This window comes from Dysgonomonas sp. Shenzhen-Wh21 (genome assembly GCF_043392705.1).
GTDB lineage: Bacteria > Bacteroidota > Bacteroidia > Bacteroidales > Dysgonomonadaceae > Dysgonomonas.
In genome coordinates this window covers 1-23865 of sequence record NZ_JAIXHZ010000046.1, presented here as the reverse complement: position 1 = coordinate 23865, position 23865 = coordinate 1, and the positions used below count along the sequence as shown (strand labels likewise).

The window sequence follows — 23865 nt, the reverse complement described above, 5'->3', positions numbered from 1 at the left end:
AGTCGTACCCTTTGCATCTGGTAACTGATATATATATGTTCCTTTCGACGTCGGTGCTTTTACGACTTTCAACTCTTTAATATCGCGCGACAACGTAGCCTGAGTAAGCTCAAAGCCCTTTTCAGTTAGTATCTTAAGCAGCATATCCTGACTATTTATCTCATTAGCCTGAAGTACTTCTTTTATTATTTTATGTCTAATTTTTTTAGTCATACATGTATAAATATACAAACAAGATGCAAAAATATACATAATAATGCATATCTAAAATTTTAGATGTATAAAAATTATAAATTTCTAAGGATATGTGTATAAAAATCAATCAATGGGTTTCGCTGCCGGTATTCCCATATCTTCAGCTTCGTCACTATCAAATTTTTCAGAATACTCTTCGGATCGGCTTATATGGTATTCTCCGTATTCATCATTTGTATATCTTTCATTTGTTGAGTTGAGTAAGAAACTATCGCTGAAAGAAACCTCCTTTTCAAGCCCGAGATCTTTTAGGCTATAAGTTTTACCTTCATGCTTTATAGAATCAGAAAATTCATATAGGTGAGCCTTATAAATTGCATCCTGATATTGTTTCTCTATGATTAGTAAATCTAGATTATAGTACTTCCCATTCGATGAAGAACCATCTGAAGAAACAGAGAACTCAAATCCATGAGACGTCTCAATCTGCATAATCCGATCTTGCAAATCCCATTCGAAAGAACATTGTTCAAAATGAGAACTTATAAAGAATGAATATTTGGGTTGACCATATTTTTCTTTAAACCCATGCATAAAACGAGCTCTGTCTTCAAGTGTATTAAATCTCCCTGTAGCATAATAGGCTACAGGCTTTTTGTCTCTATTTGTTAATATAGATAATTTATCAAAGTATGCATTTCTAAATTTGGCAACACTATCCAAAGTCGGAGTTTGATATAAATACCCAAATTCCTCTTTAGGCACTTTCAGCTCTAAAGCATCGGATATTACAGTGTTAATTGTATACCTCAGCATATCATCAGTCAGTTTGCCATCTCTTATACTGTCATATTCTGCGTAACCATCTTTAAGAATAAGATGTCGGGAATATAAGAGAGAAACATTCTCCTGAAAATTGACTCTTTCCAAGTCGAAAGCACCACACTTCTCGAGAGTAGCGGGGTGCTTGATACATGAAAATAATAATAGGAATGTAAAAGTAAGTGATAAGGTTATTTTAATCATATTTTTTATAGCTATAAATTCAACATCATTTTCTCTTGCAATTTAATATTATCAGATGCGCTGCCTACCATAAAAGTGAAGTCTCCGTTAGGCTCAACGACTCTATTCATTTTCTTATCAATAATAGAAAAGTCGTCCTTTGTCAATATAAGTCTAATCATTTTAGTCTCACCTTTCTTCAAATTGACTCTTTCAAAGGCTTTCAACTGCATAATGGGCTGCACAACAGAAGCCCTATTATTTCTCAGATATAACTGAACAACTTCGTCTCCATCAAAATTTCCTGAATTTCGAAGTTCTACCGTAACTTCAACACCTGAATTGCTCTTATTGATCTTCAAATTGCTATATTCGAAACTGGTAAAGCTAAGCCCATAACCGAAACTATACAATGGCTTACTAGTCATCTCCACATAATCGTGACTTGCCGGATTCCTGTGATTATAATATACAGGCAATTGCCCTACCGATTTGGCTACCGACATTGGTAGACGTCCCGCAGGGTTATATTCACCAAACAGAACATCAGCTATCGCATTGCCACCTTCTTGTCCCGGATACCAAGCTGATAGTAGTGCATCTGCATTTTCTGACGCCCAGTTCATATTCAAAGGACGACCTTGAATATACACCACGACAACAGGTTTGCCTGTGGCTTTTATAGCCTTCAATAACTCTAATTGTTTCCCCATAAGATCTAAACTAACTCTATCAAAGCCTTCGCCGCTCTCCATATCGCTTATGCTATGCTCATCAGTAACAGCAGCACCTGTTTCTATATATTTTGTTTTAAAATCACGTGCACTGGAACCTCCAACTACAACGACAGCCACATCTGATCTTAAGACGGCTTGCACAGCCTTATCTATATCAGTATTTAGGGTATCTCTGATAGCACAGCCTTTCACATATTCTATTTGCGACTGTTTGAGTTTAGATCTGATACCATCCAAAACAGTCTTAACATTGCTATCATCCTGTGGTGCTGTATAATCGCCTAACTGATTGTATACATTATCAGCATTAGGACCTATCACTGCTATCTTCTTTATTTTACTCTTATTAAGAGGTAAGATATTATTTTTGTTTTCGAGTAATACAATCGACTCTCTTGCTACTTGTCTTGCCAATGCCATATTTTCTTGTGTTCTAACAACCTGTTGTGCATTGTTTTCATCGACATATGGATTTTCGAAAAGTCCCATATCGAATTTCAATTTCACTATTTTATATACAGCCGAGTCAATCTGAGTTTCACTAACCATGCCTTTTTTTACAGCATCAGACAATGTAAAGAAAGCATTACCTCCCAAATCACAATCAAGTCCTGACGTTAATGATAATATAGCTGCGTCCTGTATTGTTGATACAACATAGTGACTTCCTCTCAATCCTTCGATACTACCCAAATCTGACACAGTAAAGCCTTTAAAACCCCAATCTTTACAAAGAACATCTTTTAGCAAATATTCGTTCGATGTACAAGGAATACCATCCACCGAATTATAGGCAGTCATCACTGACAAAGCGCCTGCTTTAACAGCTTTTTCGAATGGAGGTAAATAGTTTTCTTTCAAGTCGCGCATTCCCACACTGTTGCTATTACCATTATGTCCGCCATCGGGGATTCCATAAGCTACAAAATGCTTCAATGTAGAGATTAAACTGTATGGTTTACTCAAATCTCCACTTCCAAAACCTGTCACAAAGGCTTCTCCCATTTTAGAGATCAGTACAGGATCTTCTCCATACGTTTCTTCCACACGAGACCACCTAGCTTCCCTCGCCAAATCTAACACAGGGCCATATCCGATATGCGAACCCTGAGAGCGAGCTTCTTTGGATATCACCGCACTCATTTGTTGTATAAGACTAGGGTTCCATGTTGCCGCTTGTCCTATTGCAGTGGGGAAAACAGTAGTACCAATCGCCATATGACCATGAGGACACTCTTCAGCTAGGAAAATAGGAATACCCAAGCGTGTATTCTCCATTATATAACGTTGTAAAGCATTACCCGCTTTAGCTGCCAACTTCGGATTTACTCCGTTTTCTAATGTTTTTTTAGTCCATGGATCTGCCCGAAAAGTGGCCCAAAGCATACCTATATGACGCTGTTGAACATATTCTTCAAACTTTTTAGAGTGTGTCACCTGATCTCCGTTGCGTTCATACATCTCCCAACCGAGAGGACAAAGCAACTGACCTACTTTTTCCTCCAATGTCATGTGACTGATAAGGTCGACGGTACGCTCTTCGCTTGACAGCTTTGGATTTTTGTACTTATACGCTTGTTGAGCACTTATTGTTTGAAATAAAAAGAGAGCAATAATGCTTAATTTAAAATAATTCATAAGTATATGTGTTCTTATATGATATATTTAACTTCTTTAAAGGCAAAATGTCTTTCTTCACCTTCTTTCGTTTTTAAAATAAGGATTCCCGAAGAATTAACATCTTGTATTCGGGCAAGGAAATTCGATAGTCCATCATTGTACAGATGATAACCATCTTTCCTGAAAAGAGATTCTTTATATTGTTTTATCAGAGAATCGGTCTTGCCAATTTTTATTTGCTGGTAATACACATTGATATTATCAACAACAGTCTTTAGTATTTCTTCAAGATTATAGTCTCTGTTAGTTATCTGTTTCAGAGATACAGGATTCGGAGCATCGCTTCTGAAATCTACCTGATTGATATTAATACCAATACCGGCAACAGAATGACCTATATTATCTTCGAGAATAGTGTTTTCTAATAGGATACCACATATTTTCTTTTCATTCCAATAGATATCATTAGGCCATTTTATAGATATACCCTCTGTATATTCTTGCAGACAATTTGCTACGGCTAGAGATACAATCTGTGATAGTATAAATTGCTCTCCCGCTTTTATAAAGCCAGGGAACAAAACAATACTAAAAAGAATATTTTTTCCCGCTTCCGACTCCCAGCCATTCCCTCTCTGACCTTTCCCTGCCGACTGAAAATCTGCCCAAACGACAGTACCTTCATCAACATTCTGTGTCTGGAGTAGTTCTTTTAAATAATTATTAGTCGAGTTAGTCTCCCTAATGTGAATTATCTCAGGCACAGTCGTCAACTATTTGGTAAGTTATTATATTCTGTTTGTTTTACTTTGGGTAGTTTCTTTATTACTTCGTCTACTGAGTGAAGAATCAATTCTTTAATAAGTTTATCTGGCACATCGCTATCAAGAACAATTGTATTCCAATATTTTTTATTAGAATGAAATCCGGGTTTTATCCCCGTATACTGTTCACGCAGCTCGATCGCTTTCTCCGGATCGCACTTGAGGTTAAGCCAAAATTCTCCATCTTTACTATCCAACGCCATATAAGCATACATCTTATCCATGATCTTGTAAACTAAGACATCCTCCCCAAAAGGAAATGTCTCTGTCCCTCCTTTTATCGCAATACAGGCTTCGCGCGCTTCTTCTATATTCATTTTCTGATTTATTAGATCTTGTTCTTCAAATAAGATTTTCTTAAATTTATACAGATGATCGCAAATAATGAGGTATCAGTTTATAGGCGCAAAAAATGCATCATCTATATGGTCTATTTCGAACTTCTGTCCTGTCCAAATTGCTGCAATAACATCAAAGCGGGCCGGTAAATCTATATTAAATTCCTTCAAATAGAAATCTGCCGCCTCTACAATCCTTTTTATTTTCCGTTTCGATACTGCGTCTTCCGGATGTCCCCAATAATTACTACTTCTTGTCTTTACTTCTACAAAAATAATAAACTCTTCGTTTCGAGCAATAATATCTATTTCGTATTTCTCATGAGTCCAATTTTGCTCAATGATCTTGTACCCCTTTTGTTTTAGAAGATTAACTGCTGCTTCCTCACCTCTTTTCCCAAGATCATTATGCTCAGCCATAGACTACTTAAAGTTTTAGAACTTTATTTACATTATCATATAAAGGAACGAGATTTGCTGTATCCACAGTTAAGCAGTACTCAACAGAATCTTGCAAGTTATTTGCTTCAAGCCTCTTGATATGTTCGGTACGATTAATATAGCCTCTCAAATCAGACTTAGCCTCTTGCCACATCGATAAAGCAACCTGAGTGGCATCTGAAGCAGACGCATATCCTTTTGCCATCAACCTATCGGCTAAAGCTCCGCCAAATAATGTATCTTCAATATTAAAACGATTGTTCCACCCCGCGCAGAGTATCATTACGTCTTTTTGCTTTTGTATACAAAATTCAGTCAATGCACTTATATTCGAAAAAGCTCCGATAGTCAAAATATCTGCATTTGCAGCGGCTTCGATTGCCTGAGTTCCGTTTGTCGTTGTAAATACTATTTCTTTACCCTCTACTTTTTCCTTTGTATAGTCAAACGGTGAATTTCCAAAATCAGCAAAATCACAACGTTTCACATTCCGCTCTGCTCCAACCAGATATCCTTTAGCCTTATATTGTTGAGCCTCTTCGATAGAAGCTACGGGAATAATACACTTAGCTCCATTTTTCAGGGCAGCACACATGGTTGTAGTAGCCCTGAATATATCAACCACTACTACAATATAGTTGTTGCTATCGACATAGTAAGGATACAAAGCTGGAGAAAAACAAACATCAACTTTCATCTATAATGCTGCTTTTATTCTTACTAACTTCTCCATCAAGCCTTCAAGCTGGTCTAGCGGAAGCATATTAGCTCCGTCAGACAAAGCATTTGCTGTATCGAAGTGTGTTTCAATAAACAATCCATCTACACCTGTAGCAATACCCGCTTTACACATCGTTTCTATCAATTTTGGCTGCCCGCCTGTTACACCCGAAGCCTGATTCGGCTTTTGCAGGCAGTGTGTTGCATCCAATACGACAGGAAAACCAAATTCTTTCATTTCAGGTATTCCCCGAAAGTCAACAACAAGATCAGAATAGCCAAAAGATGTACCACGGTCGGTAAGGATTACATTCTTATTTCCCGAATCCAATACTTTCTGCGCTGCAAATTGCATTCCACTCGGAGCCAGAAACTGACCTTTCTTTATGTTTACTATTTTACCTGTCTCTGCAGCAGCAATAAGCAGGTCGGTCTGACGGCAAAGAAATGCCGGAATCTGCAAAACATCAACATATTCTGCAGCCATTGCAGCCTCGTGAGTTTCGTGAATATCTGTTACAGTAGGAATACCAAAAGTTTCGCCTACCTTGCGAAGTATCTTTAAAGCTTTCTCATCTCCAATCCCGGTGAAAGAATCTACACGAGATCGATTTGCTTTCTTATAAGAACCCTTAAATACATAGGGAATATTTAGTCTATCTGTTATAGTTTTAACTTTTTCTGCAATACGAAGTGCCATTTCTTCTCCCTCGATGACACATGGTCCTGCCAGCAAGAAAAAATTATCATTTTTTAAGTTCTCTATATTCATTTTTTATTTGTTTGATTACTAGATAAAATAGTCTTCAAAGGTACAAACATTCTGCCATTTTCAGAAATTTTAGGTTTGTCATTGATATTATTTATTAGCAATATTAAAGGAATTAAGCTATTTTTATTGTTATATAAAAAAACATGATAATTATGGGAAAAGCCAAGAAGAAAAACTTTGTATTGGATACAAATGTAATACTACATGATTTCAGGTGCTTAGATAATTTTGAAGAAAATGACATATATATTCCCATTGTAGTTTTGGAAGAACTGGATAAGTTCAAAAAAGGGAATGATCAGATTAACTATAATGCCCGCGAATTTCTCCGCCAGCTCGATGCAATAACAGACGACAACTTATTTACGAAAGGAATATCTTTAGGCAACGGTTTAGGCAATCTCTTTATTGATACAAGTATAAAATCTCAAGAAAGGATAACCGAGATATTTCCGGAGAGAATACCCGATCATCGTATATTATCATCTGTTCTTGACATTTCGGAGCGTGACGGCAAAATAAAGACCATATTGGTAACCAAAGACATAAATCTGCGAATGAAGGCTCGTGCAATCGGGCTCCTGGCAGAAGATTATATAAATGACAAAGTTCCTGATATCTTTTTATTTGAAAGACAGCACAAAACATTCAAGGATATGGAGTCTTCGGTTATCGATGAACTGTATGCGAACCCGAACGGTGTTGATCTCGACCAGTTCAATCTGGAAACTTCGGTGAATGCGAATGAATGCTTCGTGATGAAGAACGGTAAAAAAAGTGTGCTCTCCAGATACAACCCGTTTACTAAAAAGATAAAGAAAATAGACAAGCAGATTTGTTACGGCATACAACCTCGAAATGCGGAACAAACATTTGCGATGGAGGTACTCACCGATCCCGAAATAAAATTAGTAGCGCTTACAGGAAAAGCGGGAACAGGAAAAACGTTACTGGCCTTAGCCTCAGCATTGAAACAAAGCGAGAACTTTGACCAAATACTCCTCGCCCGCCCGATCGTTGCATTAGGAAACAAAGAATTGGGATTCTTACCCGGTGACGAAAAACAAAAAATAGCACCTTATATGCAGCCTCTTTTCGACAATTTATCTGTAATAAAAAATCACATTCCTTACGGTGGTGCTGAGTACAAGAATATAGAAGCGATGCAGGCAAGTAAGAAGCTGGAAATAGAAGCATTAGCTTATATCCGAGGACGAAGTTTATCAGAGATGATCTGTATTATCGATGAAGCTCAAAACCTGACACCTCACGAAATAAAAACCATTATAACCCGTGCAGGTGAAGGAACGAAAATGATTTTTGCAGGAGATTTACAACAGATCGACTCTCCTTATCTTGATGCTCAGTCAAACGGGTTGGCTTACATGATAGATAAAATGACAGGACAAGATATTTTTGCACATGTCAATCTGATAAAAGGAGAAAGAAGTAAGCTATCTGAGATAGCAAGTATATTATTGTAATAACAATCTAAAAACAATAACATTTCAAGAAATATAAATGGACAAATTCTATCTCAGAGCTTATAGTATACTCATCGTAACAATGAGTATACTCACCATCCCTTGTTTAGCCCAAACTGTAGATAATCATAAATGGAAAGAAGGTATCCTAGTGGATGAATTCATTTATGATTCTGCTGAATTCCCCTCGGTTCATGCAGCTACAATTGCTGAAACCCCGTCGGGTTTGATTACGGCATTTTTTGGCGGAAAATATGAAGGACACCCCGAAGTCAATATATATACTTCTCGTTATACAGCCACAGGATGGACTCAGCCAGTGAAGGTAGCGGATGGCATCGTGAGCGATACTTTAAGGAAGGCCTGCTATAACCCGGTCTTATTTCAATATCCCGATGGCGAATTGCTATTGTTTTATAAAATAGGAAAGAATGTGCAAGATTGGACAGGTTATCTTATCCGCTCATACGATGACGGACAAACATGGACAAAACCCGAAGCGCTACCGGAAGGTTTTCTGGGTCCAATAAAAAACAAACCTATTCTGATTGGGAATAAACTAATTTGCGCATCGAGTACAGAGAATGACGGATGGCAGGTTCACATGGAAATTACCGAAGATAGAGGGAAAACTTGGAGAAAAACATCTCCGATCAACAGCAAGCCTTGGAATATTATTCAACCAAGTATATTAACATTAAACAATAATGTATTGCAAATTGTATGTCGCTCTCAGAACGAACATATCATATCGGCTTTTTCGAAAGATGAAGGAGAGACGTGGAGCGATCCTATAGCTCTTTACTTACCGAATAATAATTCGGGGACGGATGCCGTAACACTCAAAGACGGACGCCAACTAATGGTGTACAATCATGTAGCAGCATCGGAGAGTGCATATAAGGATAAAGCTCGTACACCGTTGAATGTCGCTCTATCTGACGATGGAATTACCTGGAAAGCATCGCTCATTCTCGAAGACTCGCCAATAAAGGAATATTCCTACCCATCGGTTATACAAGGACATGACGGTATGATACACATAGTATACACGTGGCGCAGAGAAAAAATTAAATATGTAAAAGTTGATCCGTCACTACTTAAAAGTGAAACAATCGTAAACGGAAAGTGGTAATAACAACTATAAATCCTCATTTTTACAATTTTCTGAATAAAAAAAGAATGAAATGCTTGCAATATTCAAAAAAATATTACTTTTGTAATCACATTTAAAACAACAAGCGTTAGAATGAATATTTTTTCTTATACATACTTTTTCTTTTTTTACTTTTACTTTAGAAAGTAGAACAGGATTTTGTATGAGAAATTTGGAGTGAATTAAAACAACAAGAATATATGGAATCCTGTCAAATATGACGGGATTTTTTTTTGATAACATTTTATGAAAAGAGTTGCGATACAAGGAGGATTAGGTGCATATCATGGGATAGCCGCAGAGAATTTTTTCGGAGAAGAAGTCGAAATTGTTCCATGCATTACTTTTCGTGATATTTTCACAACAATCAAAAAAGAACCGAATACGATCGGGATTATAGCCATAGAGAACACTATCGCCGGTAGCCTTCTGGGCAACTACGATCTGCTAAAAGAAAATAAACTCCCAATAGCAGGAGAATACAAACAACGCATCTCTCATTGTCTGGCGGCATTGCCCGGCCAAACAATTCATGATATAAAAGAAGTGGAATCGCATCCGATTGCACTCATGCAATGTACAGAATTCCTAGATACACTACCGGGTGTTAGGATTATAGAGCATGAAGATACGGCTTTGGCTGCAAAAGATGTAGCAGAGAAACATCTATCGACCACTGCTGCGATATGCAGCACCAAAGCGGCCGAAATTTATGGACTAAACATCTTAGCGAGGGGAATTGAGACAAATAAGCACAATTTTACTCGCTTTCTTATTATAGCAAACCCATGGGTGGTAGACGAACTACAAAAAGGAGAAGTTCTGAATAAATCGTCTATTGTATTTACAACTCCACATAGCGAAGGCAGCTTATCGAAAGTATTATCGGTATTTTCTTTCTACGGCATCAATTTGACTAAGATACAATCTCTACCAATAATAGGTAGAGAATGGGAATATCAGTTCTATGTAGACCTTACATTTTCTGATCTTACGCGATACAAGCAATCGCTACAGGCAATCCGCCCTTTAACAAGCGAACTAAAGCTTTTGGGAGAATATCCAAACGGAAAACAAAGCGAATTATAAAAAAACCACGATTTAACAATAGCAAACTGCTAATAACAATATGAGAACAATAGTACCGGCAGACCGCCTTAATACAGTAAGTGAATACTACTTTTCGAAAAAACTAAGAGAAGTAGCCGAAATGAACGCAATGGGGAAAAATGTGATTAGCCTCGGAGTGGGAAGTCCAGACCTCCCTCCTTCCGAAGAAACCACAAAAGCCCTATGTGAATCTGTAATAAAAAAAGATGTACACGGCTATCAACCACATGTGGGTATTGCCGAATTGCGTAAGGCTTTTGCTGATTGGTACAAAAGAACATATAATGTGAATCTCGACTTTGCAAATGAAATACAACCCTTGATAGGCTCAAAGGAAGGGATTTTACATATCTCGCTGGCATTTCTCAATCCGGGAGACGGAGTATTAGTGCCTAATCCGGGGTATCCGACATATAGTTCAGTGAGCAAGCTTGTTGGGGCAAATATTGTCTCTTACGAATTGGATGAGAATAACAATTGGCAACCGGATTTCGATGCATTGGAAAAGCTAGACTTATCGAATGTAAAACTAATGTGGATTAATTATCCTAACATGCCTACAGGTGCAAACGCTACGGTCGAATTATTTGAAAAAATAGTTGCTTTTGGAAAGAAACATGGCATAATCATAGCTCATGATAATCCTTATAGTCTTATTCTTAACGAAAAGCCATTAAGTATACTGCAAGTAGAAGGAGCGAAAGATATATGTATAGAACTCAATTCGATGAGTAAATCGCACAATATGCCCGGATGGAGAATTGGGACATTGGCTTCAAATGCACAATTTATACAATGGGTGCTAAAGGTTCTGACCAACATCGAGAGTGGAATACTAAAACCTATACAGTTGGCAGCCATTGCCGCTCTGAACAATTCGGGCGAATGGCACAAAGAAAACAATATCAAATTATACGCCAATCGCCGTCAATATGCAGAAGCTATTATGAAAGAGCTAGGTTGCACTTTTGATAAAAAACAATCGGGAATGTTTCTTTGGGGAAAGATTCCGGCAGAATACAAAAGCAGCGAAGAATTGGCTGACAAAATTTTATACGAAGCGAATGTTTTCTTAACCCCGGGATTCATTTTCGGGAACAAAGGAGAAGGATATATACGTATCTCTTTGTGCTGCAATGAAGACATGCTTAAAGAGGCTTTGGAAAGAATAAAAAAGGTAACAAATTAATATATGTCTTCTAAACTTCCTCAACGGAGGAGTATCCGATTCGCAAATTATGATTACAGTCAGGTAGGATTATATTTCGTGACGATATGTTGCGAAAATAGAATTTGTCGCTTTGGTAAAATACAAAACACTGATATCGTATTGAATGAGGCCGGTAGGATGATAAATACAGAGTGGAACAATTTAAAGAAACGTTTCTCGAATATAGAATTACATAATTATATTATTATGCCAAATCATTTTCATGGAATAATAGAAATTACAGATGTAGGGATACCCCTTGTGGGTATCCGAAAGACGAATGGGCAACCACAAGGGATTGCCCCTACTTTGGGCAAAATATTGGGAGCTTTTAAATCAATAACGACCGTCAAATATACCCATGGGGTTACTCAATTAGGTTGGGAACCCTACGATCAAAGAATATGGCAACGTAATTATTATGAACATATCATCAGAGATGAAAAATCACACCAGAATATATCTGATTATATAACAAACAATCCATATAACTGGGAAAATGACGAGTATTATATTTAATGTTTTAGATTGGAGAACAGATAATCAGGATAGCCGAAATTTATCTATTGTAGAGTAGTAAATTATAAGCAGTAAATAAAAGGTAACAGATAAAAACAGAATAAAAGTTGTCACCTTTGTCACTTTTTAGCTAAAATATAGAATAATCAAAAAACAAATTAAAATAAATATGAAACTAGATTCAATTTTACTTCCGGGAGTTGACCCGAAACGTCCTCTTGTAATAGCCGGTCCATGCAGTGCCGAGACTGAAGAACAAGTAATGAATACTGCAAAGCAACTAGCAGCAGACGGTATAAAAATCCTTCGTGCCGGAATATGGAAACCCCGCACTAAACCAGGTGGATTTGAAGGAGTTGGCAGCGAAGGTCTTGCTTGGCTCAAAAAAGTGAAACAAGAAACCGGAATGTACGTTTCTACTGAGGTTGCAACACAGAAACACGTTTATGAAGCTCTTAAATATGGCATAGATATGTTATGGATCGGCGCCCGTACAACAGCAAATCCATTCGCAGTTCAGGAAATAGCAGAAGCGCTACAGGGTGTTGATATCCCGGTATTGGTTAAGAACCCTGTTAATCCCGATTTAGAGTTATGGATCGGTGCTCTTGAACGCCTCAGCAATGTAGGTCTAACCAAGATAGGAGCAATACACCGTGGATTTAGTTCATACGATAAGAAAGTCTACAGAAACCTGCCTCAATGGCATATACCGATCGAACTGAAACGTCGTTTTCCTGATCTGCCTGTTATTTGCGACCCAAGTCATATCGGAGGAAAACGTGACCTTATACAGCCGCTATGCCAGCAAGCAATGGACTTAAACTATGACGGATTGATTATAGAAACTCATTGCGATCCTGAAAATGCTTGGAGCGATGCTTCTCAGCAGGTAACGCCGGTGAGGCTAAAAGAAATACTGACAGCACTTATTATTCGTGATGGTAAGCAATCGACAGAAGACCTTTCTGACCTTCGCAGACAAATAGACGAACTAGACGATCAGTTGCTGGAATTACTAGCAAAACGTATGCGCATATCATGCGAAATAGGTACTTTCAAGAAAGAGCACAACTTAACCGTTGTTCAGACAGACCGCTATGATGAAATTCTTCAAAAACGAATTGCTCAGGCAACATCTATGAGTATGAACCCTGACTTTATGCGTGTAGTTCTGGAAGCAATACACGAAGAATCTGTAAGACAACAGGTTGAGATATTAAACAAGTAACCGTATATGAAGATATTAATATTAGGAGCCGGAAAAATGGGCTCCTTCTTTACTGATGTATTAAGTTTCGATCATGAAGTTGCTATATTTGACATTGACCCCAAACGGCTACGATTTGTTTATAATGTAGTCAGAATGAGCAATCCGGAAGAGATAAGGGACTTCAAACCTGAAATTGTTATTAATGCAGCAACAGTCAAATATACCATTCAGGCATTTGAAATGGTACTGCCATATCTGGATGAAGATTGTATATTGTCGGATATTGCATCTGTAAAGACGGGACTAAAAGAGTTTTATAAAAAAACAGGCAGACCGTTTGCATCTACCCATCCTATGTTTGGCCCTACATTTGCCAATCTAACAGACCTTAGTACACAGAGTGCAATTGTAATTTCGGAATCGAACCATTGGGGAAAAATATTCTTCAAAGACTTGTATAACAGTCTTAAGTTGAACGTTTTTGAATATACATTCGAAGAGCATGACGAAACGATTGCATATTCCCTTTCAATTCCGTTTGCGTCTACACTTGTATTCGCATCGGTAATGAAGCATCAGGATGCTCCCGGAACAACCTTCAAGCGTCACATGAATATTGCAAAAGGGCTTCTGTCCGAAGATGATTATTTGTTGACCGAGATTCTCTTCAACCCTTATACTCCTGCTCAGGTGGAGAGTATACGAGGCGAACTAAAGCATCTTTTAGAGATCATCGAGAAAAAAGACAGTGCAGCAATGCTAAGTTTCCTTACCAAAGTAAGAGCGAATATAGCTGACAAATAGAATATAAAAAGAGACTGCAAAAGTCATACAATACTAATGCAGTCTCTACTCCTTATAACACCAATTACCAACCATAGTTAGCCTAACACCAAACAAACCTTGAATTCAGCTTTTATTTTTTATGTTTAAACAGCCATGAGGCAAGTCCTTTTTCTCTAAAGGCATTGTCCCAGCTATTATGATTAACTCCTTCATATTCGGCATATTCCGCATCACAACCCAATTCTTTGAGACGCTTATATATATTTCTCGAATTTTCTACAGGAACGACAGAGTCGGCACTGCCATGAAAAACCCAAACAGCTGTATTGTGGGCATACAAAGGCAGCTTACTCAAATCAGCACCCCCACAGATCGGAAAAGCAGCTGAGAAAGTATCAGGCAATCGCCACAACAGTTCCAATGTTCCCATGCCACCCATCGACAAACCTCCTACATATACTTGATGGGAGTCTACTTTCCCTGAGGTCAGCCAATTTTGCACCAAAGCAATCAGTGTTCTCATTGGATCTGTAATTCCCTCAGAAAGACCGAATGTCAATGTCATTTTATCATCAATCTGGTGACGAACGACATTGGCCCAATAACTATCAGCTGGACATTGAGGAGCTATAACGATAGCTGGATAAGCAGACTGAAAATTATCAATAAGGAACTGCTTACCATGAGTCAATTGCTTCTGATTGTCATTACCTCGCTCTCCTGCTCCATGAAGAAATACGACCAATGGATATTGCTTCGACTCATCATAGTTTTCAGGATACATCACCTGATATGGCAATGTATGCCCATCAAACATGAATGAGGCATTCTTGAACTGAGCAAAACTGAATAAAGAACAAATTAGAAAAATGAAAGATAAAACACCTTTTTTCATAACCTTAATTTTAAAATAACTGACATTAAAGATAACGATAATACATCTTACTTCATGTAAGTTATCATGCTATTTCCTTTTGATTCTATTACTCTTTAATTCAATGAAGGAGATTCAAAACCTAGTTTCTTAAGACCCTTTTGAACATCAGTATGACTCATAAATAGATTCCAAAGCAACTGCGAACGATAGTTCTCGATCATCACAGCTATTGTACCTTGGTCTATTGCTAAATAACGTTGCGGATACCAATTGTCTGTTTCACTAAATGCATCATAAAAACCATATTGCCCCCAAACCTTATCGCCCATGCTATATAGCTTGCGCATCACTTTCATTGATTCCTCCGGAGTATATACAATAGAAGACAAAGCTGCCGTAGGAGCTATTACACCGAGGTCTCCTTCTTCTGTCGGTTCGTGAGCACTATATCCTTTAACTGAATAACTAGCAGTCAAGCCCCAGCAATCTTCTCCATAACCTTTAAATCCTTTCGGGTTACGCAAGCAATACGCTCTATTTATCAGTGTATAATTTTTCATTTCCTGATAATAATCAGCATACTTATCTTTTAGCCCGGTAGGATTTAATCCTAAGAATGAATAATGAGCCCAGAATAAAGGGCCTGCTCCACTATTGCTTTGATAGCGCATATTCAGGTTATACCCTTCCAATTGATGAGGGGCAATAATCTTTCCGTTTTCTGCCCAACCTTCGTGATAGACCTCAGCCGGAGTACCATGAGTAGGAGAACATGCAGCCAGTACATAAGTGATGAGACATTCATTATATCCACGAATAGGAAAATTCATTTCCCATGAATGGTTAGGGCTCCAGTGCCAATACAATACATTTTGACCGTTACGATGCCAGTTCCAGTCGACATTTTTCCAAAGGTTGTCAATACGGACAGCTAAAGCTTTTTCTGCATCAGACCCATTTACATAATACTGATGAAGTGCCAACAAACCTTGTAGAAGGAATGACGTTTCAACTAAGTCTCCTCCATTATCCTTATCACTAAATCCTTTTACTTCACCCGTCTCACCATTCCACCAATGTGGAAATACACCATGAAAAGAATCTGCTTTTTCGAGAAAGTTTACAATCTTTGTAAACCGTTCTAAACCTTGTTCACGAGTTATATACCCTCTGTCTATTCCGGCAACAATAGCCATTATCCCAAAGCCACTACCTCCGGAAGTCACTACATTTTTATCATTTTGAGGATATACTCCATCTACATGAAAGCGTTCGCGAGCCATTCCACTCGTAGGTTCGGCTCCATCCCAAAAATAATTAAATGTCCTGCGCTGAACACTATCCAATAGAGCCTCATCTGTAATAGCAATTGGCTCTATGGTGCTATCATCAGTATCTTTATTGGATTTATCCTTACAGCTAATAGCCGCTAGCACAAGTATTATAGAAATGAATGGTATATATATTTTTTTCATATTATCTGTTTTAATAATAAACAAGAAAAAGAGACTAAGATTACATAGTCTCTTTTTCAAGACTCAGAGCATTTAATTTAATGTAAATCTCGCAGATTTAACATCACTACTATTACCTCCTATCATCACATCAAAATCACCTTTTTCAAATACATATTCGAGATTGTAATTGTAGAATTTCAATAACTCAGGAGTTATCTTAAAACTAACATTTTTACTTCCCCCTGCTTTGATAAATGTTTTTTCAAAACCTTTCAATTCTTTAACCGGACGTGTAACACTACCGACTAAGTCACGAATATAAAGTTGAACAACCTCAGCTCCATCATATTTTCCTGTATTTGTAACAGTAACTGAAGCGGTTAATTCTCCTTTTGCATCAAGTGTTGTAGAACTCAATTTAATGTCGCTATAGCTAAATGTAGTATAGCTTAATCCATATCCAAATGGATATAGCGGATCGTTGCTTACATCTAAATAGTTACTGCGGAATTTCTCAAACCATCTACCTTCCTGCAAGGGACGACCTGTATTTTTATGATTGTAGAATAAAGGAATCTGTCCTACATTCTGAGGGAAAGTAGCAACAAGTTTTCCACTTGGGTTGACATCACCGAACAAAACATCTCCAATAGCATGTGCTGCCTCTGAACCACCAAACCAAACATTAAGAATGGCAGGTACGTTTTCATTTTCCCAAGTCAAAGTCAATGGACGACCAGTAAACAATACCAAGACAACAGGTTTTCCAGTTTTCAATAATTCTCTTAACAATTCTTTCTGTACATCAGGTATACCAATTTCGGTACGAGAACTAGATTCTCCACTCATCTCAGACGATTCACCCAATGCTGCAACTATTACATCTGCATCTTTTGATATTTGCAATGCTTCTTGTAGCATTTCTTCATTACTACGAGTTTCCTTATCTCTATGTAATGTACGACCAAACATAGTTGCATTTTGTTCATATTTTGCATCATTTATCAAATGACTACCCTTTGCATACACAACCTTAGCATTATTTCCGGCTACCTCCTGAATACCTTCAACTACGGTTGCAGGTTTAGTAAGATCCACGGCAACACTCCATGTTCCGGGCATATTAGAGCGTGTGTTTGCCAAAGGGCCAACCACTGCTATAGTTCCACCTTTTTTCAAAGGCAATGTATTATTTGCATTTTTAAGCAAAACAAAACTTTCTGAAGCTATCTTACGAGCAACAGCACGATTTTCGGCTGTGTATATTTCTTTTTTTGCACGATTTACATCGCAATATTTATATGGATCTGCAAATAATCCCAATTTATATTTAGCTTCCAACACACGGCGACAAGCCTGATCTATTTCAGCTTGCGTAACTTTTCCTTCTTTAAGAGACTTGCCCACTGTAGCCAAGCCTTCACTTACCATATCCATATCGATCCCTGCCTTTAAGGCACGAGCCGAAACGGTTTGTAAATCACCAATTCCGTGATCTATCATTTCACTTATTCCGGTATAGTCTGTAACTACAAAACCGTTAAAACCCCATTGCTTGCGTAATACATCTGTCATTAACCATTTGTTAGCTGTAGCCGGAACTCCGTCCACTTCATTAAACGAAGCCATTACGCTCCCTACACCTGCCTCTACAGCAGCCTGATAAGGGTACATATATTCATTAAACATACGTATGCGACTCATATCTACCGTATTATAGTCGCGACCTGCTTCACCTGCACCATATAGCGCATAGTGTTTAACACAAGCCATAATATTGGAGTTAGACTTATACATGTTCTCTCCTACTCCCTGATATCCGCGAACCATCGCTTTTGCGATTTGTCCTCCAAGAAAAGGATCTTCTCCATTTCCTTCCGAAAAACGTCCCCAACGAGGATCTCTTGAAATATCAACCATTGGGCTGAATGTCCAGCAAATACCATCAGCACTTGCTTCTATTGCAGCGATACGAGCAGATTGCTCTACAGCAGCCATATCCCATGTAGCAGCCATTCCTAAAGGAATTGGAAATACGGTTTCATATCCGTGAATTACGTCCATTCCAAATATTAATGGAATTTTCAGACGACTCTGTTCTACTGCAATGCGTTGAACTTCTTTAATTTTCTCAACACCTTTTATATTGAATAACCCTCCAACTTGTCCTTTCTTAATTTTTTCAGCTATATTACTGCTTTTAGCCTGTCCGGTAGTTATATCTCCGGAACTAGGCAGATTAAGCTGTCCGATTTTCTCTTCCAGCGTCATCTTACTCATTAAATCATTGATAAACTTATCCATCTTTGGATCTTTCCCTTGTGCCAATATATTGCCCGAGAGAGCAAAGAAGGCCAAGAAGACCAATAATAATTGTCTTACAGTCATTTTACCTTAAATTTCAGTTATACCTTAACTCTAATTATTTCTTGCCTAAAACTAGTAAGGGCTAATTGTCTAGCCCTTACTATAAAAAATGTGATAACCTAATAAACCTTATTGATAGTTGGGGTTTTGTTTCAAAACGCCATTTGATTTATCGATTTCCGATTGAGGAACCGGAAGTAATGCATGCTTATCTTGATAATTTGTTTTACCTGCTGCATGTAACACTTCTTTAGCAGTACCCCAACGTACTAAGTCATAAAAACGGTCTGGTTCTAAAGCTAATTCTACTCTTCTTTCACGCTGAATAGCTTTTCTCAATTCCACTTTATCTTCTGTAGTAACCTTTGGCAATATACTGGTACTAGCTCCTCTCGCATGAGATCTTACCATTTCCAGATATTTCAAAGCATCTTCAGTCTGATCTAATTCATTTGCGGCTTCTGCAGCCATAAGAATAACATCCGGATAACGGATAATGCGTATATTAACCCAGAATCCTTCTCTCGTATATTTAGCTCTCATCGCAGGATTTGTGTATGCTTTTTTATTAAAGTATGCACCCATTGCAGATGATTCAGGAGACTCGCCATATGGCTTGTTTGTATTTTCAGGAGTAATAGCTGCACCCGGTTTTCTGAAATACAGAAGTGTAGCATCTTTACGTGGATCTCCAGGCTCGAAAGCTGTACCTAACTCTTTTGTTGCCATATGCCACCCCCAGCCAAGATTCCATTGTCCGGCTCCTCTCACGCCTTGCACCTGACAAAACTGGCTACCGATAGCTGTACTTGCAGGCATTGCCGCAGTAGCAGTACATTGCAGTTCAAAAATTGATTCGCCACAGTTCTCACCCGCATCAGTAAACACTTGATCAACAGATGTATTCAGATTATAGATTCCTGAATTGATAACTTCTTTAGATGCAGCAAGCATATTTCCCCAGTCGTTACGCATCATATATGTTCTGGCATGTAACGATTTGGCAGCACCCCATGTTAAACGTCCTGTATATTTAGCTTGCCAAGATTGAGGTAAATTTGCTTCAGCAAAAGTAAGATCAGCATCAATTAATGCATAAATCTCAGCAGCAGAGCTTTTAGGGATATTAGCCTGTGATGCGTCTTTTATTTTAAAGTCTATTTTAGGAACTTCACCCCATGCTCTTACCAAGTTGAAATAACAATAAGCTCTAAAGAATTTAGCTTCTGCTTCCAAGCTTCTAAGGTCACTGTTATTCAATTTCTGTATAGTATCTATAGTAGAGTTACAGTCATGAATTATCGAATAATTATGATTCCAGTAAGTTCCTAATATACCATTAGATGCTGTGTATTCAAAATCATCCCAAAATCTGGCGTTATCCGGTCCATCATTCTCAGTACTTCCTTTTTCAGAATCTTCGGAACGGAACATATGTACGGCAAATGCAGGAATTCCGGCAGTTATATTATAACTTCTCATTTTTGAGTAAACACCAAAGATTTTTGCTTCTACACCACCACTAGTATCGTCATCCTCAGTAAAACTTCCTTGAGGACTTTTGTCCAGAAAATCATTACAGCTGATAACCGATAATGCTAAAGCAGCAATTATAGCGGCATATATATATTTATTAAATATTCGTTTCATAATATATTGTTTTTATCTATTAAAATGTAAGATTTAAACCAAATGTATAAACCGCAGGCATTGGATACGGATTAGCATCGATACCGAATGCTGTTGCCGAACCTCCTATTTCTGGAGAATAGCCTGTATTATTTTTCCATGTTTTAGGATTTTGAGCATTTATATATACTCTCAAAGATCTCATTCTTAATTTCTTCAACATATCTGCTCCGAAAGTATAACCCAATTGAATATTTCTGATACGGAAGAAACTACCGTCTTCGACGAAATAATCAGATGGATAATCTTTACCATTTATCGCACGTTTTCTATTCAAAATAGGTTCTGTGTTAGATGTGCCTTCTCCATGCCATCTACCCATCTTCGATTCCAAATAGTTAAACTGAGACCATTCAAAAATATTCCATGTGCGATAAATTTCATTACCATATACACCCATCATGTCAACAGACAAGTCAAAATTCTTATATCCTACATTTACAGAAAGCCCGTAAGTAAAATCAGGAGTAGGATTACCAATCATTGTTCTGTCTGCAGTAGTAATTTCACCATCTCCATTTACATCTTTAAACTTAAGGTCTCCCGGTAATACTTTTGTTAATTTATTTGTAGGAGAGTTATCTATTTCTGTCTGATTTTGATATACACCCTCTACTTTATATCCATAGAAATAACCAATCGGATAACCGGCTTGTGTATAAGACATCATTGGAAGACCTGATGTTCCATCAGTAATAGTATATCCGTTCTGCACCAATGACAATACTTTATTCTTTATTGTTGTCAGGTTTCCACTTACACTATATCTCCAATCAGAACCAATTTTATCATTCCATGAAAGTGATAATTCAACACCTTTATTTTCCAAAGCTCCAAGGTTTCCTAAACCGGGTCTAGTACCTGTTATTCCTGGTACTTCAGCCAAAAGATCTTTAGTTTTCTTCTTGTAGTAAACACCTTCGAAATTTAGTCTATTCTTCAAGAAATAAGCTTCAAATCCAGCTTCCCAAGCTTCAATTTTTTCCCATCTCAAGTTTGGATTTGGAAGATATGCGATTTCATATCCCGGTATTATATTATCACCAAAAATAGCGTTAGAAGTGTTTAGAAGTACTGGTTCTGCAGGATAAACTCTATCCATATTTTGGTTTCCTAGAGTACCCCATGATCCTTTAAGCTTCAAGTAATCAAGAAAAGTGAAATCTTTCATAAAATCCTCTTCTGTTATTACCCAACCAGCACCTAAAGAGTAGAAATTTTGCCATTCGTTGCCAGTATAGAAGAATCCTGAAGATCCATCACGACGGAACGATCCGTTGAACAGGTATTTATTTTTATAATTATACAATCCCCTTGCCAAGAATGAAACAGTTGAGCGTTCCCATTGTGTACTTTCGGCAGATGCTGCATTTGCATCACCGATGCTTACAAACCATTTGTCAGGGTCATTCGCGATAGGAAGTCCGTTTCCTTCACCACGTTTTCCGGTAAGGCTGGACAAGTTGTTATAGTATGTTGTAAAACCAGCTGTAGCTGTAATATTATGATTGTTAAAGCTATTTGTATAAGTCAACAAATAATCGCTTTGAACTTTTGTTTCATTTGTTTTTTGTTGCTGCACAGCAGTTTTCCCATCTCCCATAACTACAGGTTGTTGAGTATCAACATCGAATATAGTTCTCTTAGGAGTATACAATCTGCTATCATAAGATTTGTAATCTAATGAATACATTACACGGAAATTGAAGTTCTTCAAGAAAGTAAGATCTCCATATACATTACCGGATGCTCTGTAGTCAATTACTTTGTTCATATCCTTTTGTAACTCAACAATAGTCATCGGATTTGACACTTCATTTTTTTGGAAACTAGGTAATGTATTATACAAACCTTCTTTTTCATTATAAGGAGATCCGATAGGTGCTGCATATAAAGCTCTTTTCACAGCATCTGTATATAAGCTGGTAGAAGTATTAAGAGGGGTTGAACGGGCACCATTAAATTGGAATCCAACTTTAAATGCTTTAGTGATAGTGTAATCACTGCTCAGATTGATAGTTACCTTACTGAATTGTTCGTGTTTCAAAGTTCCTTCTTCTGAAGTATATCCAACACCCATATAGAACTTATTCCTTTCGCTAGAAGATGTTATACTAATATTGTTATTGGTAATAAATCCTGTTTGGAATATTTCATCTTGCCAATCTGTATCAGCAGTCCAGTTTGTATAATCGAAAGGACTTGCTCCTTGGTTTGCTAACTGCTCTGAATAAAGTTCTTTAAACTGCGCAGCATTCGCCATTTTGATTTTATCTACTACCGATTTAAAACCAAAAGAAGTATTGATATTTACCAATGTCTGACCTTCCTTCGCTTTTTTAGTAGTAACAATAATAACACCATTTGCACCACGTACACCAAAGATAGCCAATGATGAAGGGTCTTTTAAGATTTCCATTGATTCAATGTCGGCAGCATTCAAGAAGCTAATGTTATCGTTAAATAATCCATCAACTACATATAGCGGCTTATATCCGTTAATTGAGTTTGTTCCGCGAATACGGATTTCAGGATCTTGTCCGGCAATACCCGTGTTTACTACCTGCACCCCTGCGACTTTTCCTTGCAATGAGGCTAATGGGTTTGCAGATGGACGGTTTGCTATATCCTCAGCTTTAATACTAGCTATGGACCCGGTCAAGTCTCTTTTTTTTGCTGTACCATAACCAATTACGACTGTTTCTGTTAGCATTTTGGCGTCATCTTCCAATACTACGTTTATGGCATTCTGAGCACCTACAGTAACTGATTGAGATTTCATTCCCAAATAAGAAAACACAAGAACATCTCCTTGTTTTGCAGAAAGAGAATACATACCATCTATATCTGTTATTGTTCCGTTTGTTGTACCTTGTACCAGAACACTAACTCCGATTAGAGGCTCATTCGCTTGATCCACAACCTTACCCGAGATTGTTTTGGTCTGCGCATAAATAGTCGTCACGCTTGCCAAAAGAAAACAAGTGAAGAAAAAAATTCTCCGCATGAGAGCAGCTGAACTTTTCATTTTTTTAGGTTTAATTTTCATAGTCTTACTTTTTATTTAAACACATATTTTCAAATAAAATCTACTATGAACGACAGAAAAGAAGAACTAAAAAGTGATCGTATTTTCCAGTAACGGCTAAGTTATGATTGTTCTTTCTGTGCGTATGATATTAGATTTGTGTCAAAATTAGAGTTTATAGACAGAGTGTTTCTAAAAGTTAATACACCGTGAATACACCCTCTCCTCTTTTAACAATATCACCACCTCACTTTTACCTCTCAAACAATCATAACAATATAAAAAACAACAAATTACAATAGTTAATCTATATTCAG

At 37.5% G+C, this 23865-nt stretch carries 19 protein-coding genes and 1 pseudogene; 7 read left to right on the top strand and 13 right to left on the bottom strand.

Features of this window, described 5'->3' with window-relative positions; genetic code table 11:
• From LDB17_RS02900 to kdsA, 8 genes and pseudogenes are all read right to left on the bottom strand, one after another.
• Positions 1-213: pseudogene (locus LDB17_RS02900) on the bottom strand (ArgR family transcriptional regulator); the annotation flags it as partial.
• 105 nt (positions 214-318) lie between these two features.
• Positions 319-1221 (bottom strand): hypothetical protein, encoded by a 903-nt coding sequence (locus LDB17_RS02895; RefSeq protein WP_252636608.1) that lies wholly within the window; start codon positions 1219-1221, stop codon positions 319-321.
• A gap of 11 nt (positions 1222-1232) precedes the next feature.
• On the bottom strand, positions 1233-3575 hold the full coding sequence (locus LDB17_RS02890; RefSeq protein ID WP_252636609.1) for a glycoside hydrolase family 3 N-terminal domain-containing protein: 2343 nt from the start codon (positions 3573-3575) through the stop codon (positions 1233-1235).
• A 14-nt stretch (positions 3576-3589) separates the two neighbouring features.
• The gene (locus tag LDB17_RS02885; protein WP_252636610.1) at positions 3590-4330 is read right to left on the bottom strand and encodes a biotin--[acetyl-CoA-carboxylase] ligase; all 741 of its coding nucleotides are present in this window, start codon (positions 4328-4330) and stop codon (positions 3590-3592) included.
• Positions 4327-4698: an MmcQ/YjbR family DNA-binding protein gene (locus LDB17_RS02880; protein ID WP_252636611.1), complete on the bottom strand. Its 372-nt coding sequence runs from the start codon at positions 4696-4698 to the stop codon at positions 4327-4329. Before LDB17_RS02880 ends, LDB17_RS02885 begins: the two co-directional genes overlap by 4 nt.
• Before the next feature lie 75 nt (positions 4699-4773).
• Positions 4774-5139 (bottom strand): YraN family protein, encoded by a 366-nt coding sequence (locus LDB17_RS02875; protein WP_252636612.1) that lies wholly within the window; start codon positions 5137-5139, stop codon positions 4774-4776.
• 7 nt (positions 5140-5146) lie between these two features.
• Positions 5147-5857 (bottom strand): 2-phosphosulfolactate phosphatase, encoded by a 711-nt coding sequence (locus LDB17_RS02870; RefSeq protein ID WP_252636613.1) that lies wholly within the window; start codon positions 5855-5857, stop codon positions 5147-5149.
• Entirely contained in the window at positions 5858-6652 is a 795-nt protein-coding gene (kdsA, locus tag LDB17_RS02865; RefSeq protein ID WP_252636614.1) for a 3-deoxy-8-phosphooctulonate synthase, read from the bottom strand.
• A 152-nt stretch (positions 6653-6804) separates the two neighbouring features.
• Here kdsA and LDB17_RS02860 point away from each other — a divergent pair, with 152 nt between their 5' ends.
• From LDB17_RS02860 to LDB17_RS02830, 7 genes are all read left to right on the top strand, one after another.
• On the top strand, positions 6805-8136 hold the full coding sequence (locus tag LDB17_RS02860) for a PhoH family protein (protein WP_252636615.1): 1332 nt from the start codon (positions 6805-6807) through the stop codon (positions 8134-8136).
• Positions 8137-8173: 37 nt separating this feature from the next.
• Positions 8174-9271, top strand: coding sequence for an exo-alpha-sialidase (locus tag LDB17_RS02855; protein WP_252636616.1), 1098 nt, complete (start codon positions 8174-8176; stop codon positions 9269-9271).
• A 267-nt stretch (positions 9272-9538) separates the two neighbouring features.
• A complete protein-coding gene (locus tag LDB17_RS02850) occupies positions 9539-10381 on the top strand; it encodes a prephenate dehydratase (protein WP_135103901.1) in 843 nt (280 codons plus the stop codon).
• Between the two features lie 40 nt (positions 10382-10421).
• A complete protein-coding gene (locus LDB17_RS02845) occupies positions 10422-11591 on the top strand; it encodes a pyridoxal phosphate-dependent aminotransferase (protein WP_252636617.1) in 1170 nt (389 codons plus the stop codon).
• 3 nt (positions 11592-11594) lie between these two features.
• Positions 11595-12131, top strand: a complete 537-nt coding sequence (locus tag LDB17_RS02840; RefSeq protein WP_252636618.1) for a transposase — start codon at positions 11595-11597, stop codon at positions 12129-12131.
• 169 nt (positions 12132-12300) lie between these two features.
• Positions 12301-13362: a bifunctional 3-deoxy-7-phosphoheptulonate synthase/chorismate mutase type II gene (locus LDB17_RS02835; protein ID WP_252636619.1), complete on the top strand. Its 1062-nt coding sequence runs from the start codon at positions 12301-12303 to the stop codon at positions 13360-13362.
• 6 nt (positions 13363-13368) lie between these two features.
• Positions 13369-14148, top strand: coding sequence for a prephenate dehydrogenase/arogenate dehydrogenase family protein (locus tag LDB17_RS02830; RefSeq protein WP_006842521.1), 780 nt, complete (start codon positions 13369-13371; stop codon positions 14146-14148).
• A 112-nt stretch (positions 14149-14260) separates the two neighbouring features.
• Here LDB17_RS02830 and LDB17_RS02825 read toward each other — a convergent pair whose 3' ends face one another.
• The 5 genes from LDB17_RS02825 to LDB17_RS02805 all read right to left on the bottom strand — a co-directional run bounded on the left by LDB17_RS02825 (position 14261) and on the right by LDB17_RS02805 (position 23569).
• Positions 14261-15025, bottom strand: a complete 765-nt coding sequence (locus LDB17_RS02825) for an alpha/beta hydrolase-fold protein (protein ID WP_252636620.1) — start codon at positions 15023-15025, stop codon at positions 14261-14263.
• Between the two features lie 95 nt (positions 15026-15120).
• Entirely contained in the window at positions 15121-16482 is a 1362-nt protein-coding gene (locus LDB17_RS02820; RefSeq protein ID WP_252636621.1) for a glucoamylase family protein, read from the bottom strand.
• Between the two features lie 72 nt (positions 16483-16554).
• On the bottom strand, positions 16555-18852 hold the full coding sequence (gene bglX / locus LDB17_RS02815; RefSeq protein ID WP_252636622.1) for a beta-glucosidase BglX: 2298 nt from the start codon (positions 18850-18852) through the stop codon (positions 16555-16557).
• A 108-nt stretch (positions 18853-18960) separates the two neighbouring features.
• Positions 18961-20481, bottom strand: coding sequence for a RagB/SusD family nutrient uptake outer membrane protein (locus LDB17_RS02810; RefSeq protein WP_135103895.1), 1521 nt, complete (start codon positions 20479-20481; stop codon positions 18961-18963).
• 19 nt (positions 20482-20500) lie between these two features.
• Entirely contained in the window at positions 20501-23569 is a 3069-nt protein-coding gene (locus LDB17_RS02805; protein ID WP_393924877.1) for a SusC/RagA family TonB-linked outer membrane protein, read from the bottom strand.
• Positions 23570-23865: the final 296 nt, after the last annotated feature.